The 14,736-nt window shown below is 66.6% G+C and carries 14 protein-coding genes and 1 pseudogene; 14 read left to right on the top strand and 1 reads right to left on the bottom strand.

Annotated features, from left to right (window positions below; translation table 11 throughout):
- The first annotated feature begins 118 nt into the window (after window positions 1–118).
- Window positions 119–961: an alpha/beta fold hydrolase gene (locus tag ACLBWL_RS08495; RefSeq protein WP_447793449.1), complete on the top strand. Its 843-nt coding sequence runs from the start codon at window positions 119–121 to the stop codon at window positions 959–961.
- Between the two features lie 6 nt (window positions 962–967).
- On the opposite strand, the gene ACLBWL_RS08490 is transcribed toward ACLBWL_RS08495, so the two are convergent.
- The gene (locus ACLBWL_RS08490; RefSeq protein WP_447792102.1) at window positions 968–3,961 is read right to left on the bottom strand and encodes a sensor histidine kinase; all 2,994 of its coding nucleotides are present in this window, start codon (window positions 3,959–3,961) and stop codon (window positions 968–970) included.
- Window positions 3,962–4,202: 241 nt separating this feature from the next.
- Here ACLBWL_RS08490 and ACLBWL_RS08485 point away from each other — a divergent pair, with 241 nt between their 5' ends.
- The 13 genes and pseudogenes from ACLBWL_RS08485 to ACLBWL_RS08425 all read left to right on the top strand — a co-directional run.
- A complete protein-coding gene (locus tag ACLBWL_RS08485) occupies window positions 4,203–4,796 on the top strand; it encodes a M17 family peptidase N-terminal domain-containing protein (RefSeq protein WP_447792100.1) in 594 nt (197 codons plus the stop codon).
- 104 nt (window positions 4,797–4,900) lie between these two features.
- Window positions 4,901–5,503 carry a response regulator gene (locus tag ACLBWL_RS08480; protein ID WP_447792098.1) on the top strand — a complete coding sequence of 201 codons (603 nt, stop codon included), beginning with the start codon at window positions 4,901–4,903 and terminating at the stop codon, window positions 5,501–5,503.
- Window positions 5,504–5,620: 117 nt separating this feature from the next.
- A complete protein-coding gene (locus ACLBWL_RS08475; RefSeq protein ID WP_447792097.1) occupies window positions 5,621–6,157 on the top strand; it encodes a helix-turn-helix domain-containing protein in 537 nt (178 codons plus the stop codon).
- A gap of 27 nt (window positions 6,158–6,184) precedes the next feature.
- The gene (locus ACLBWL_RS08470) at window positions 6,185–6,844 is read left to right on the top strand and encodes a hydrolase (RefSeq protein ID WP_447792095.1); all 660 of its coding nucleotides are present in this window, start codon (window positions 6,185–6,187) and stop codon (window positions 6,842–6,844) included.
- 4 nt (window positions 6,845–6,848) lie between these two features.
- Window positions 6,849–7,100, top strand: coding sequence for a XapX domain-containing protein (locus ACLBWL_RS08465; RefSeq protein ID WP_447792093.1), 252 nt, complete (start codon window positions 6,849–6,851; stop codon window positions 7,098–7,100).
- 77 nt (window positions 7,101–7,177) lie between these two features.
- Entirely contained in the window at window positions 7,178–9,022 is a 1,845-nt protein-coding gene (locus tag ACLBWL_RS08460; protein ID WP_447793447.1) for an amidohydrolase, read from the top strand.
- A 20-nt stretch (window positions 9,023–9,042) separates the two neighbouring features.
- Window positions 9,043–9,939: a glyoxalase gene (locus ACLBWL_RS08455; RefSeq protein WP_447792091.1), complete on the top strand. Its 897-nt coding sequence runs from the start codon at window positions 9,043–9,045 to the stop codon at window positions 9,937–9,939.
- A 4-nt stretch (window positions 9,940–9,943) separates the two neighbouring features.
- The gene (locus ACLBWL_RS08450) at window positions 9,944–10,363 is read left to right on the top strand and encodes a DoxX family protein (RefSeq protein ID WP_447792089.1); all 420 of its coding nucleotides are present in this window, start codon (window positions 9,944–9,946) and stop codon (window positions 10,361–10,363) included.
- Window positions 10,356–11,735 carry an alginate export family protein gene (locus ACLBWL_RS08445; RefSeq protein WP_447792087.1) on the top strand — a complete coding sequence of 460 codons (1,380 nt, stop codon included), beginning with the start codon at window positions 10,356–10,358 and terminating at the stop codon, window positions 11,733–11,735. Before ACLBWL_RS08450 ends, ACLBWL_RS08445 begins: the two co-directional genes overlap by 8 nt.
- 58 nt (window positions 11,736–11,793) lie before the next feature.
- On the top strand, window positions 11,794–12,432 hold the full coding sequence (locus ACLBWL_RS08440; protein ID WP_447792085.1) for a YoaK family protein: 639 nt from the start codon (window positions 11,794–11,796) through the stop codon (window positions 12,430–12,432).
- A 198-nt stretch (window positions 12,433–12,630) separates the two neighbouring features.
- Window positions 12,631–13,236: a Crp/Fnr family transcriptional regulator gene (locus ACLBWL_RS08435; protein ID WP_447792083.1), complete on the top strand. Its 606-nt coding sequence runs from the start codon at window positions 12,631–12,633 to the stop codon at window positions 13,234–13,236.
- Window positions 13,209–14,252, top strand: a complete 1,044-nt coding sequence (locus tag ACLBWL_RS08430; RefSeq protein WP_447792081.1) for an NAD(P)/FAD-dependent oxidoreductase — start codon at window positions 13,209–13,211, stop codon at window positions 14,250–14,252. Before ACLBWL_RS08435 ends, ACLBWL_RS08430 begins: the two co-directional genes overlap by 28 nt.
- 177 nt (window positions 14,253–14,429) lie before the next feature.
- A pseudogene (locus ACLBWL_RS08425) lies at window positions 14,430–14,736 on the top strand (integrase); the annotation flags it as partial.

Raw genomic sequence — 14,736 nt, 5'->3', positions numbered from 1 at the left:
GATGCGCGAAATCTCCCGGCGAGCCGTCGTCATCGGCGCCGCGACTGCCACTGCGGCGAGCCTGCTGCCGACCGCCGCGTTCGCCTCCCCCCTTCCCCTCCCAGACGGAGTACCGAGAATGAGCAGCGGATTCATCAAGACCAAGGACGGCGTCGACATCTTCTACAAGGACTGGGGTCCGAAGGCCGCCCAGCCGATCGTGTTCCATCATGGCTGGCCGCTGTCGTCGGACGATTGGGACACGCAGATGCTGTTCTTCCTCGCTAACGGCTACCGCGTCGTCGCGCATGACCGCCGCGGGCATGGCCGTTCGTCGCACTCCGATACCGGCAACGACATGGACCATTACGCCGCCGATGCCTCCGCGGTCGCCGAGCATCTCGACCTGCGCAATGCGGTCCATATCGGTCACTCGACCGGCGGCGGCGAAGTTGCGCGCTATATCGCCAAGTTCGGCCAGCCCCAGGGTCGCGTCGCCAAGGCCGTACTCGTCAGCGCTGTGCCGCCGATGATGCTCAAGACCGCGAGCAATCCGGGCGGGCTGCCGATGTCGGTGTTCGACGGGTTCCGCAAGGCGCTGGCCGAGAACCGTGCGCAGTTCTTTCTCGATGTCGCGTCGGGACCGTTCTACGGCTTCAACCGGCCGAGCGAGAAGGTCTCGCCGGGCATCGTCCAGAATTGGTGGCGCCAGGGCATGATGGGCAGCGCGCTAGCGCATTACGAGGGCATCAAGGCGTTCTCGGAAACCGACCAGACTGCGGACCTGAAGGCGATCACCGTGCCGACGCTCGTCCTGCAGGGCGACGACGACCAGATCGTGCCGTACGAAAACGCCGCGGTGCTGCAGGCCAAGCTGCTGAAGGACGCCACGCTGAAGGTATACAAGGGCTATCCGCACGGCATGCTGACGACGCACGCCGACGTCATCAACCCGGACCTGCTCGCATTCGTGAAGGGCTGATCGCGCTCAGCGATAGGCGACGCGCGCCGGGATCGTGACTTTTACCTCGGTCCCGGTGTCGGCGTGCATCGCCAGCGTCCCACCCATCGAAACGGCGCGTTCGCGCATGCCGACCAGCCCGTAATGGCCGGGTCGGTGCCCCGCCTCGCGGACGTCCGACGGCAAGCCGATACCGTCGTCCGACACGCTGACGACGAGCTTGTCGGCAGTCGATCGGATCGCGACGACCAGGCGGTTCGCGCCGGCGTGACGCACGGCGTTGGCAAGCGCTTCGCGGACGATCTGCGCGATCTCGTCCGCGACCGGCGCGCACACCGGTTGCTGGACGCCGTCCGTCTCGACGCTCCAGGTCAGCGGCGGCGCGACGATGTCCTCGGCGATCGCGGTCAGCAGCGCGGGCAACGCTACCGGCTCCATGTTTTCGCGCAACGATCGGACCCGGTCGCGGCCGTCGAGCAGGACGTCGTCGGCGCGCTCCAATACGGTCTCGAGGCTTGTGCGCGCGCGATCGCCACGCGGCAGCAGTTCGACCACCGACTGGAAGCGCAGCATCAGCCCCTGGAACCCTTGCAGCAGCGTGTCGTGCAACTCGCGGGCGATCCGCTCGCGCTCCGCCAGCTGCACCTCGAACCGCCCCCGCGTACGCTCGGCGATAGCGCGAACGCGACGGCGATAGAGCAGCCATATCAGGAGCAGCACGACCGCGACGCACAGCGCCATGAACGCATACGTCTGGTAGAAGTGCGGTGCGATCGTGAACGTCAGCGCGGCGCCCTCGCGGTTCCAGACCCCGTCATTGTTGGCGGCGATCACCTGGAACCGATACGAACCCGGGCCGAGGTTGGTGTACAGCGCCTCGCGCGCATCACCGGCGTCGATCCAGTCGCGATCGACCCCCTCGATCCGGTAGCGGAAGCGGTTGGCGGTCGCGTTGGTGAGGCTGAGCGCGGTGTAGGCGATCCGGACATGATCGGTGCCGGCGGCAAACGCGATCGGCTGGTTACCGGGGGTTTGCGCCGCACCGCCGGCATCGAGCGAGCGGATCTGGACGGTCGGCGGCAATCGGTTTCGCGACAGATGATGCGGGTCGATCATTGCCAACCCCTTGTTGGTCGCGAACCACAGCCGCCCCGCGGCATCCTGCGCGATGTCGTTGGCCTCGACCAAATTCGAGCGGCCGCGGAAATCCTCCTGATAGCCAAACCGCTCGAACGGGATCGACGTACCGGGATGCGCGAACGCCGCGTCGAGCCCGGCGGTCGCCATCCGGACGATCCCGCTCGCCCCGATCACCCAGGTCGAGCCGTCGGGCGTCTGGAGCAGTCCGGTCAGGCCCGCCAGAAATGGGTAGGATCGGTCGGTCAGCGATTCCAGCCGGCGACCGTAATAGCGCGCCAGCCCCTGGTTGGCGACGATCAGCAGGCCGCCGCGGCTGGGCACCATCGTCCGCGTGCTGCCGATGACATGATCCGCGCTCCGCCACAGCGAGGTCTCGACGCCGCCGCTCAGACGCGAATAGCCCTTCCCCACGCGCGCGAACACGACCCCGCCCGCGCCATCGCTGCGGATGCGGGTCACGGTGGGGCCGGTCGTACCCGCAGCGCCCCCGATGTGCTCCAAACTATCGCCGACGACGCGGTAGACCCGGTCCATCCCGGTCCAGAAGTCGCCCTTCGCGTCGATCGCACAGGTCGTGGACAACGGGCCGCGGATCGGCGTGGCCTTGGCGAGCTTTCCCGATCGGTCGATGTCGAGCATCCATTTGCCCTGCATGCTGACAACCAGCTCGCGACGACCATCCCCGCACAGCACGCCGATGTCCGCCTTCGGGAAGATCAGCACGGGTTTGCCGTCGCCGCCGATCCGGTACACGCCCGACAGCCCGGCGATGAAGATGCTCCCGCCGGGACGTCCCGCGAAACCCGAAACGAGTGCCTCGTTCCGCACCGGCTGGACGATGTTGCTCGGCGAGAAGCGGTCGAGGCCGGACTCAGTCCCGACCCAGATATTGCCCTCGCGGTCCTCCAGCATCGACAGCGTCAGTGATGCCGTCAGGCCCTGCCGCTCAGTAAACATCTCGACGGCGCCGAGGTGATCGGGCCGTCCAAGTAATCCGGCCGACAGCCGTCCCAGCCCTGCATCCTGACCCAGCAGCCAGAGATTGCCGTCATGATCGAACGCGGGCCTGGGAAACACATAGGGCGTTGTGACGGGTCCGGTGCGATACCGGGGCCCCGTATTCGTCACCGGCCGGACCTGCCCGCTGGCCCATAGCCAGAGGCGCCCGCCGGGACTTTCTGCGAGCGCGGTGTAGCTGTCGGCGGGTATGCCGGCGTCCGTAAACCGCGTGTCGCCGGGCTTCAGCCGCAGCATGGTCGGATGCGTCGATAGATAGATGCCGTCGGACGTGCTCACGATATCGGCGGCGGCCGTGTCCGGCACGCCCTGCCCGGGGCCGAACCGCGACCAGAGCCCTTGCGACACTCGGCTGAGGAGGAGTTGGCCCTTCGATTCCACCGCGACCCAGATCGCGCCGTCGCGCCCTTCGACGATACGATTGACGCCACCAACGGCCGGCGCCGGGTTCGCGCCTTTGAGGACGCCACCGCGAAACACCGCGACGCCGCCGAAATCGTAGCCGACCCAGATGTCGCCGTTGCGCGCCGCAAGCAATGCCGTGACCTGGGGCGAGCGACGGGGATCCTGATCGACCGGCACGATTCGCTCGAAGACGATCCCGTCGAACCGGTAGACACCGGTCGCGGTGCCGAGCCAGAGATAGCCGTCGCGGCCTTGCGCGATCGCGCGGATGTTGCCGGGCGCGCCGTCGCCCAGCGTCCAGCGCGAATGTCGCATCTGCGCGATGCTCCGCGTCGGATCGAGCGCGGCGGCGCTGCCAGTCACCATGAAGCAGCACAGGATGCCGAACAGGATGCGCCACAGGTTACGGGCAATCGCTCTGCCGCGCGCGAAGCGTAGAAGGATGGTTTGCGCGATCACGCGGAAGATACCCAAGCAGAGCTGATGATGATCAACGTTGCGCTAGCGGAACGAACAAATGCAAGGCTTGATTGCACCGCCTCAGGTCATGCGATGTTTGGTCGTTGTACTGACCGAGACGCACGGACGCAAATGTCACGATTGTCCAAATCGGGTCAGCCCTGTCCATGATCCTGCACCACCCTCGTGATATCAATGACATAGGTCCGCACCGGATCGACGGGAGAACAGGATGCCGCCGATGGACGGTCGGAGCGACGACGCGGCGACGATAGGCGTGTGGCGGGGAGTCCGCATCGACGTCGCGCCGCGTGATGCAGTGAGCGTCGAGGCGATGGTCGCCAGCGCCGGCGTCTTCACGCATGAGATCGGCCGGACACGCCCCGGCGGCGGATTGGGCAATCTCGACGCGGCCCTGGGCGGCGCGATCACCCGGTTGCGCGCCGACGGACTCTTCCGCGCGGAGAGCGGCGACGTGCTGACCTTGTCCGCCCCCGCGCGACCGATCCACGCGAACACCGTGCTCGCGATCGGACTCGGCGATCCCGCGGCCTGGGCGCCCGCGGCAATGCGGCAGGCGGTGGCAAGCGCGGCGCGCGAGGCGATCCGGATCGAGGCGGTCTCGGCGGCGTTCGCGCCGAGCCTGCTCGATAGCGGCCTCGATCCGGACGGCCTGGCCGGCACGCCCGACGCGATGCTCGCTGGGCTGTTCGATGCGCTGCCTGACAGCGCAACCGGCACGCTGTCGCGCTGGGTGTTCTGCGTCGGCGCGGGGCGGTTCGAGACGGTGGTCGAGGTTTTCCGCGCCGGCTTCGACCGGCTTGCCGCGCGCTGATGCAGCCGCCGCTTGCCATCTCCACCAGTCGCGGCGCAGGGTCCACACTCTCTCCCCCGCCTGCCCAAGAGTCACCCTTGCCGCCTTCCCCCCGGATCCGGATCATGATCGTCGACGATCATCCTTTCCTCCGCGAAGGCGTGAAGGCGGTGATCGAGACGCAGGAGGATCTGGCGGTCGTCGCGGAGGCCGAGTCCGGCGAACAGGCGCTGGCGCTGTACCCGACGCACCTGCCCGACATCGTCCTCATGGATCTGCAGATGCCGGGGATCGGCGGCGTCGACACGATCGCGGCGATGCGGAGCAACTGGCCGCACGCGCGGATCGTCGTGTTGACCACCTATTCGGGCGATGCGCAGGCGTTGCGGGCTTTGCGCGCGGGGGCGGCGGGCTATCTGCTGAAGAACACGCTGCGCAAGGAACTGCTCGACACGATCCGCTCGGTCCACGCGGGCGGCAAGCATCTGAGCGCGCAGGTGGCGTCGAGCATCGCCTTCCACGTCATCGAGGATGCGCTGACCGAGCGTGAGATTGGAGTGCTGTCGCTCGCGGCGTCGGGCAATTCGAACAAGCAGATCGCCGCCAAACTGGCTGTCTCGGAGGAGACGGTGAAAGGCCATATGAAGCTGATCTTCGCGAAACTCGGCGCGTCGGATCGCACGCACGCGGTGACGATCGCCGCCAAGCGCGGGATCATAACGCTCTGATTCGGGGCAACCTCACCCGCCCCTAAAGAGGGGGCACATGCCACCCCGGCCGGGGCGCAGGCGATCGATCCGCCTCGCTTATGCTCCTTCGTACAGACTGCGACGGAGACTCAGGCGATGCTGCAAACTCTTCCTCCCGCGACCGCACTGCCGCGCGGGTTCGTGCCGACGGTGGCGGCCAGCCTGGTCGCGAACGCGGTCAGCACGCTCGATCACAATCCGCAGGTCGCGCGGCATTATCTGGAGCGGCTCGCAGCTTTATTCGCCGACGACGCCGCGACCACCAGCGGCGCGCTTGCGAAGGCCAAGACGGTCAAGGGCGGGCTTGCCGCGTGGCAGTTGCGCAACGTCGTCCAGCATATCGATGCGTATCTCGGCTCGACGATCGGCGTGGCTGCGCTTGCCGATGTCGCCCGGCTCAGCACCGGGCATTTCTGTCGCGCGTTCAAGGTGACAACGGGCGAGACGCCGCACGCGTTCCTGATCCGCCAGCGCATCCGCCGCGCGCAGACGCTGATGCTGCACACCGACGATACGCTCAGCCACATCGCCTACGCCTGCGGGCTCACCGACCAGGCGCACCTGACCCGGCTGTTCCGCCGCGTGGTCGGTACGACCCCGCTGATCTGGCGCCGCACTTGGCAGGCGCGCTGACCGACCTTTTTCCAACGGGAGACTATCATGACCATCACCGCCACCGCTGCGCCCGGCGCATCGCTGATCTCGCCGACCGATCACACGCTCGTGCTGATCGATTTCCAATCGCAGATGGCGTTCGCGACGAAGTCGATCGCGACCGAATTGCTGCGCAACAATGCCGCGCTCATCAGCCATGCCGCGGCGGTGTTCGACGTGCCGACGATCCTGACGACGGTCGCGGTCGACAGCTTTTCAGGGCCGATGTTCAGCGAGATCACCGACGCGTTGCCCGGCGAGCCGCTGCTCGACCGCTCCTCGATGAATACCTGGGAAGACGCTTCGGTGATCGAGGAGGTCAACCGCATCGGCAAGACCCGGATCGTGTTCGCGGGGCTGTGGACCGGCGTCTGCATCGTCGGCCCCGTCGCGTCCGCGATCGACCAGGGCTTCGAGGCCTATTTCATCAGCGATGCGTGCGGCGATGTCTCGGTCGAGGCGCATGAGCGCGCGGTGCAGCGGATGATCCAGCTGGGCGCGGTGCCGATGACGTCGGTCCAGTATCTGCTCGAGTTGCAGCGCGACTGGGCGCGGACCGAAACCTACGATGCGGTCACCGGCGTCGCGCGGAAATATGCGGGCGCGTACGGGCTCGGCATCACCTACGCGAAGACGATGTTCGGCGCATTCGAAGGCGGGCATTGATCGCGTGCGGCCGTACCTGATCTCGCTCGCCGCCGGCCTGTTCGTCGGCGTGATCTATGCGCTGCTGAAGGTCCGGTCGCCGGCCCCGCCGACGATCGCGCTGATCGGGCTCGCCGGGATATTGCTCGGCGAGCAGGCGGTGCCGCTCGCGAAAAGCCTGTGGGCGAGCCGTGACAAGGCCGCCGCGATCCGGGCGGCCTGCACCGACCACGTGTTCGGGATGCTGCCCGGCCACGATCACGACGATGCGGCGTGATTGACCGCCGCACGACCATCCTCGGCGGGGCAGCGTCGACGCTGGCCCCGCTGCTAGCCGGCAACCGGAGACCGACCATGTCCGACCTGATCCTCGTCAACGCGAAGGTGACGACGCTCGACCGCGAGAACCCCGAGGCGGAGGCCGTGGCGATCCGCGACGGCACGTTCCTCGCGGTGGGTTCCGAGCAGGAGGTGCGCGCCGCCGCGCCGCACGCGACCGTGATCGACGCGGGCGGACGGCGGATCATTCCCGGCCTGATCGACAGCCACATGCACATCATCCGCGGCGGCCTGAACTATAACCTCGAACTCCGCTGGGACGGCGTGCCGAGCCTCGCCGACGCGATGGCGATGCTCAAGCGGCAGGTCGACAACACCCCCGCCCCGCAATGGGTGCGCGTCGTCGGTGGCTTCACCGAGCACCAGTTCGCCGAAAAGCGCCTGCCGACGATCGCCGAACTGAACGCGGTCGCGCCCGATACGCCGGTGTTCATCCTGCACCTGTACGACCGCGCGCTGCTTAATGCGGCGGCGTTGCGCGTTGTCGGCTACGGCAAGGACACGCCGAACCCGCCGGGCGGCGAGATCGTCCGCGATGCCGCGGGCAACCCGACCGGGCTGCTGCTCGCGCATCCCAACGCGACTATCCTGTATTCGACGCTCGCCAAGGGGCCCAAGCTCCCGCCCGAATACCAGCTGAACTCCACCCGCCACTTCATGCGCGAGATGAATTCGCTCGGCGTCACCGGCGTGATCGATGCAGGCGGCGGGTTCCAGAACTATCCCGACGATTACGAGATCATCGAGAAGCTGCATGCCGACGACCAGCTTACGCTGCGCATCAGCTACAACCTCTTCACACAGAAGCCGAAGGAGGAACTCGCCGACTTCAAGGGCTGGGTGAAGCAGGTCACGCCAGGCCAGGGCGACGACACCTATCGCCACAACGGCGCGGGCGAGATGCTGGTCTATTCTGCCGCCGACTTCGAGGATTTTCGCGTCGAGCGCCCCGACATGCCGCCAAGCATGGAAGGCGATCTCGAACCCGTCATCCGGTTGCTTGCGGAGCATAAATGGCCGTGGCGGCTGCACGCGACCTACGACCAGACGATCGGCCGCGCGCTCGACGTGTACGAGAAAGTCGCCAAGGATATTCCGTTCGACGGAATCAACTGGTTCTTCGATCACGCCGAGACGATCAGCGATCGCAACATCGACCGGATCGCAGCGCTCGGTGGCGGCATAGCGGTGCAGCATCGCATGGCATATCAGGGCGAGTTTTTCGTCGAACGCCACGGCGCCAAGGCAGCCGAGCGCACGCCGCCGATCGCCAAGATGCTCGCGGCCGGGATTCACGTCGGCGCGGGTACCGATGCGACGCGCGTCGCGAGCTACAATCCGTGGGTGTCGCTCAACTGGCTGGTGACCGGGCGGACCGTCGGCGGGCTCAGCCTGTATCCGGGCCCCAACCGCGTCAGCCGCGAGAAGGCGCTGGCGATGTGGACTCACGAGAACACCTGGTTCTCGAACGAGGTCGGCAAGAAGGGGCGGATTAAGGCGGGGCAGCTCGCCGATCTCGCGGTGCTGTCGGGCGATTATCTGACCGTCCCCGAAAGCGACATCCCGCATCTCCGCTCGGTCCTGACGTTGCTCGGCGGCAAAGTGGTGTTCGGCGAGGGCGACTATGCCCCGCTCGCGCCATCGCTGCCCAAACCGATGCCGGATTGGTCCCCGGTCGCGACGTTCGGCGGCTACCACCGCACGCCCGAGGCCTCCGCCAAGCTCGCCGCCGCGTGCGGTTGCGCGAGCGGGTGCTCGGTTCACGGCCACGACCATGCCGCAGCCCTCGGCCGCGAGCTGCCGGTCGCCGACGTGCAGAGCTTCTGGGGTGCGTTCGGCTGCGGCTGCTGGGCGGTCTGATCATGAAGGGGAGAAAGACGATGAAGCGTTTCGCCATGCTGTTCGCCGCCGCGCTGATCGGTGCGGCGCCGTCGATACCATCGCTCGCCCGGGACGCGCCCGCTGCCGGGTACGCGGTCGGCGCGCAATACGACACCACGCATGTCTATGTCGCGTCGGAGGATTTCGACCGGTTCGTCGCGAGCTTCGTCGCGACGTTCGGCGGTACGACCAGCAAGCAGGGCGTGTTCCAGGTCACGCCGACGAACAGCCAGACGATGTCGCAACTGATCCTGACGCCCGCCGGTACGGTGTCGGTGTTCGGCTTCAAGACACCCATTCCCTACCCGTTCGGGCAGGAGCGCACCGGCTATCTGGTGCGCGATCTGGATGCCGCCGTAGCTGCCGCAGTGGGGCATGGAGCGACCCGGCTGGTGACGACATTTCCCGATCCGATCGGCCGCGATGCGCTGGTGCAGTGGCCGGGCGGCGTGACCATGCAGCTCTATTGGCATACCGCCACACCGCATTATGCCGCGCTCGCGACGGTGCCGGAGAACCGCATCTATCTCACTGCGGACGCCGCCGATGCGTTCGTGAAGAGCTGGCTCGGCTTCTCGAAAGGCCGGATCGTGTCCGACCACAAGGCCGCACCGGGCGCCGCGATTGGCCAGCCCGGCAAGACCTATCGCCGCATCCGCATCACATCGGGCTACGGCAAGATGGTCGTCATCGTCTCGGACGGCCAGCTCCCCTGGCCCTATGGCCGCGACACCACCGGCTACGAGGTCGCCGACCTCGGCGCGACCCTAGTCAAGGCGACCGCCGTCGGTGCGGAGGTCCTCGTCCCAGCGCAGACCGATAGCGATCGGCAGGCTGCGATCGTGCGCTTCCCCGGCGGCTATATCGCCGAGATCCACGGCGGCGCGGCGCGCTAGGCCGATGCAGACCCCCGCCCCCCGTTTCGTCGACGCGATCCTCGACTGGCGCTGGACAGCTCCACTTGCCCGCCTCGCGCTGGTCAGCGCCTATCTCCTCGGCGGGATCGTCAAGCTCGACGACTGGCCGGCGGCGGTCGTGGAGCAGGCGCATTTCGGGCTGCATCCGGCTGCGGTCTGGGCGGCGCTGACGATCGCGGTCGAGCTGATCGGTCCGATCCTGATCCTGACGGGCAGGTTCGTCTGGCTGGGCGCGGGAATGCTGGGCGCCTTCACGCTGCTAGCGGCGATCACTGCGAATGCGTTCTGGGTAATGCCCGCCGGTCCCGCCCGGTTCATGGCGACCAACGCGTTCTTCGAGCATCTCGGGCTGATCGGCGGCTTTGTGCTCGTCGCACTGCTCGACCGGGCGCGACGTGCTTAAATGGAGTCTGTTCCTCGTGCTGACCGCCACCCCGGCGGCGGCGCAGGAGCGTGAGGCGTGGCAGCCGCCGACGCTCACCACCACGCGCTACGACGAGGACTGGTCGACGCTCGCCGATCCGGCCACGCGCACCAGCCGCTGGACCGAGCCGTTCAAATACATCACGTTCGGTGGCGACGACTATCTTACCACCGGAATGGAAGTCCGCCTGCGCAACGAGGCGTATCGCGCGAATTTGTGGGGCGGCGGCGATGCGCCCGACGACGGCTATCTGTGGATGCGGGCGATGCCCTATGCCCATCTCCATGTCGGCCGCCTCCGCGGTTTCGTCCAGCCGATCGCCGCCTATGCCGTCGGGGTCGCGCCGTCCGCGGGACCGATCGACCAGACCCGCGTCGACCTGCTCCAGGGGTTCATCGACGTACGGCTGGGCGATGCCGAAACAGGACCGTTCGACGGCACCGGCGTCACCGTCCGCGCCGGTCGCCAGATGCTGTCGCTCGGCACCGAGCGGCTGGTCGGCACACGTTACGGCCCTAACGTCCCGCTCGCGTTCGACGGGTTTCGCGCGCTCGCAACCGTCAAAGGCGCCACCGTCAGCCTGCTCGCGGTCAGGCCGGTTCAGCCCGGTCTCGGCACGCTCGACGATCGCCCGTCGCGAACAAAATCGCTTTGGGGCGTGTATGCGACGCGGCCCGGTCTCGACTTGTATTACCTCGGCTATAGCAACAGCGCCGCGCGGTTCGGCACGCGCACCGGTCGTGAACGTCGCCACAGCATAGGCGCACGCACGTTTGGCACGGCGGCCGACTGGCATTGGAACGTCGAGGGCGTCGCGCAGTTCGGCCGCTTCGCTGGCGGATCGATCGCGGCCTGGACGCTCGGCACCGAACTCGGCCATCGTTTCCCGAACGCAAAACTCGCACCCGATGCGGTGCTGCGCGTCAACATCGTCAGCGGCGATTCGCATCCGCGCAACAACCGGCTCGGCACGTTCAACGCGCTGTTCCCCAAGGGCAAGTATTTCGGCGAACTGTCCCCGGTCGGCCCCTACAACATCATCAGCGTCAACCCGCGCGTCGCGGCGGCACTCGGTAAGACCGTGTCCGCCAGCCTCGCGGCAATGGCCTATTGGCGCTATTCCCGCAGCGACGGCGTGTACGACATCCCCGGCACGCTGATCCGCGCGGCCGGCACCTCCCGCGCGCGCTTCATCGGCAAGGAAGCGGAAGCGACGCTGGCCTGGCAGGCGACGCCAGACCTCGAACTCTCGACCTCACTCTCCGCCTTCGCGGCGGGCCGGTTCATCAGCGACACGGGCATGGCGCGAACGATCGCGATGTTCGGCACCGAAGCCAATTTCCGTTTCTGAAGGACTCCCCCCGATGGCAACCGATCCACCCCCACCCCGCGATCCCCGCGTGCCCTTGATGCTGCTGCTGTCCGCCACGACCGGTCTTGTCGATGCAGCCAGCGTGCTCGGCCTCGGCAAGGTGTTCACCGCGAACATGACCGGCAACATCGTGTTCCTCGGTTTCGCTGCGTCGGGCGCGCCGGGATTCAAGGTCGCACCGTTCGTGGTGGCGCTCGCCAGCTTCATGATCGGTGCCACCATCGCCGGACGGATCGGCCAACGCGCCACGCACACAACGGAGCGGCTCTGGCTGATCACCTCGGCGATCATCGAGACGATCTTACTCTGGCTCGCCGCCGCCGTCGCGATCGGCTTCGACGTCGCGACGCAATCGCCAGAGCCCCGGCTGTTCGCGATCATTGCGCTGACTGGCCTCGCCATGGGCTATCGCAACGCGACCATCCGTCAGTTGAAGGTCGCCGATCTGACAACCACCGTGCTCACACTGACGCTGACCGGGCTCGGTGCCGATTCCCGCATTGCGGGAGGAAATGACCCGAACTGGCAGCGACGGACAGGAGCGGTCACAGCGGTCTTAGCCGGCGCCGCGATCGGCGCATATCTGCTGTCGCACATCGGCCTGTTTGCCCCGCTGGCCCTCGCGGGCGCACTGGTGCTGTCCGCCACGCTCGCGTACACTTTTCGCTTCAGTTAGTCGCATGGCGCCGACTTGGTCAAGGGGCCCCATATCCGGTCGCTCGCGGCCCTATTGGCGGCTCCCAGAGGCGGACATCTGTTCATTTGGCGATCGCGATGGCGGACGCCTATCAGATGCCGACCGGGGCCGTTCGCCTGGCGATTGCCGTCAAAGCGTTCGCCGGGCTAGTGTTGCTGCGTAGAGGGGACAGCGCTCATGGAAACGATCGGCCGTGATCTGCGGGAAATGCAGAGGGTTCCGCTGCAGCCTGCGCATATTGCCGCGATCCGGGCCGCGGGGACACGCAAAACCTATCGTAAGGGAACGATGCTGGCCGAGATCGGCGCTCCGGCCGACCGCTTTTTTTATTTAGAAGGAGGGGAGATCGAGGTCGTCAACCCGTTCACGGGCGATCGACTGGTGCCTTCAACGCTGCGGCCCACCCAATTCATGAGCGAGATATCGCTCCTGTCGGGCGGCACATGGTCGCTACCGATGCGAGCAGCGAGCGATACGACCGTCGTTGAAGTCCCGCGATCCGATATGCTTCGTCTGATGGCGGCCATACCGGAGATGTCGGACATAGTCATCACCGTCTTGGCGGCACGCCGTCGGCGGCAGTTGGATGCGGGCGACGGCATGCTGGTGCTGGTTGGCGAAGAGGAGGACAAGGCCGTCAGAAAGGTCGCCGAGTTCGCCGCGCGCAACCGCCTGCCTACCGTTTCTACCCGCTCGGCAGCGCTGAGGCCGCCCACGTCGCCAGCAGTTGCGGAACTGCGCCACAAGAGCCCGTCGTGGTGTTCGGCCGCGACCTGGTGGTGAGCGATCCAACGCCGGAAAAGGTAGCACGGCTGCTCGGACTCGATCAGGACGTTCCCGAAGACGAGGCTTTCGACGTGCTCATCGTCGGAGCCGGCCCCGCCGGCGTGTCAGCCGGCGTCTATGCGGGAGCCGAAGGGTTGCGCGCGCTGGTGGTCGACGAGACCGCGATCGGTGGCCAGGCAGGCACGTCCAGCCGGATAGAGAATTATATGGGCTTCCCCACCGGCATCTCAGGTGCTGATCTCGTGTGGCGCGGCGAGGTGCAGGCAATGAAATTCGGAACGCGCTTCGTTATGCCCCGTCGCATCGAGACCCTCGATAAGCTTGACGACGGCACCTTCTGTGCGACCTTCGCCAACGGCCGGCGCGTTCGCGCCGCTTCCGTGGTGGTAGCCACCGGGGTCCAGTACAGACGCCTGCCGATCGCGCGCCTCGCCGAGTTCGAGGGCACCGGCGTCTATTATGCAGCGACCGAGAATGAGGCACGCTTCTGCAGGGATACGGAGGTGTTGGTCATCGGCGGTGGTAATTCTGCCGGGCAGGCGGCGATGTTCCTAAGCCGGACGGCGCGGCACGTTCGCCTGCTGGTGCGCGGTGAGACTCTGGCCTCGTCCATGTCCCATTATCTATCGAGCAGACTTGAGGCAGACCCCGCGATCACCATCGAATACGGTGCCCATGCCGTCGAATTGCATGGCGGGGACAGTCTCGAGGCGGTGACGATCCGTAATGGAGACGGCGATCGAACCGTGGCAAGCTGCGCCGTCTTCGTGATGGTCGGCGCGGCACCGAATACGGGCTGGCTCTCCGAACTGGTCGCTCTCGACGACAAGGGCTTCGTGCTCACCGGCGAAGCGGCTGGCGCGTTGTCGCCTTTCGCCACGTCCTGCGCAGGCATCTTCGCCGTCGGCGACGTCCGCGCCGGATCGGTGAAACGTGTGGCGTCCTCGGTCGGAGAAGGATCGGTCGTCATCTCCAACGTGTGGCAGCATGTGCACCGCTTGGATCGTTCTTGATCGGGAGCAGCCTCCGCGGTTCTGAACCACTTCCGGCTGCACACAGACTGCGAGCCGCCGCCCGAAACCGACAGCTCGTTCAGCATCATCGACGGCTGATCAACCACATTTCCAAACCGCCGGTTTACTGCGCCTGCATACACTCGATTGACCGATCTGGGCCAATGGAGATGATCGATGGGTCACTCGTCAATGGACCCCGCCTTTCACGAACTTCGGCCTTGGAACGAAGGCCGGCTGATCGGTGCGAAGCGGGCGCTGAAACAGCAACAGGTCTGGGCCATTCGCTTCTGGCTCGATCAGCATAGGCGACTGCGCGACCGAGCGCTGTTCGACTTCGCCATCGATAGCAAGCTGCGCGGCTGTGACGTGGTCAGGGTGCGGATCGGCGATGTAGTTTCCGGCGGGCGCGTCCGTGACCGCGCCGTCGTGGTTCAGCAGAAAACCAAACGACCGGTTCAGTTCGAGATAATGGACACGGCGC

It is taken from the genome of Sphingomonas sp. M1A8_2b, assembly GCF_053345535.1.
The sequence above is the reverse complement of the archived record's forward strand: the minus strand, read 5'-3'. Positions and strand labels throughout refer to the sequence as shown.

What these genes read in the sequence shown, in the direction of transcription:
- ACLBWL_RS08495 (WP_447793449.1), top strand. Translation starts at nt 119, where the DNA reads ATGAGCAGCGGATTCATCAAGACCAAGGACGGCGTCGACATCTTCTAC.
- ACLBWL_RS08485 (WP_447792100.1), top strand. Translation starts at nt 4,203, where the DNA reads ATGGACGGTCGGAGCGACGACGCGGCGACGATAGGCGTGTGGCGGGGA.
- ACLBWL_RS08480 (WP_447792098.1), top strand. Translation starts at nt 4,901, where the DNA reads ATGATCGTCGACGATCATCCTTTCCTCCGCGAAGGCGTGAAGGCGGTG.
- ACLBWL_RS08475 (WP_447792097.1), top strand. Translation starts at nt 5,621, where the DNA reads ATGCTGCAAACTCTTCCTCCCGCGACCGCACTGCCGCGCGGGTTCGTG.
- ACLBWL_RS08470 (WP_447792095.1), top strand. Translation starts at nt 6,185, where the DNA reads ATGACCATCACCGCCACCGCTGCGCCCGGCGCATCGCTGATCTCGCCG.
- ACLBWL_RS08460 (WP_447793447.1), top strand. Translation starts at nt 7,178, where the DNA reads ATGTCCGACCTGATCCTCGTCAACGCGAAGGTGACGACGCTCGACCGC.
- ACLBWL_RS08455 (WP_447792091.1), top strand. Translation starts at nt 9,043, where the DNA reads ATGAAGCGTTTCGCCATGCTGTTCGCCGCCGCGCTGATCGGTGCGGCG.
- ACLBWL_RS08450 (WP_447792089.1), top strand. Translation starts at nt 9,944, where the DNA reads ATGCAGACCCCCGCCCCCCGTTTCGTCGACGCGATCCTCGACTGGCGC.
- ACLBWL_RS08440 (WP_447792085.1), top strand. Translation starts at nt 11,794, where the DNA reads ATGCTGCTGCTGTCCGCCACGACCGGTCTTGTCGATGCAGCCAGCGTG.
- ACLBWL_RS08435 (WP_447792083.1), top strand. Translation starts at nt 12,631, where the DNA reads ATGGAAACGATCGGCCGTGATCTGCGGGAAATGCAGAGGGTTCCGCTG.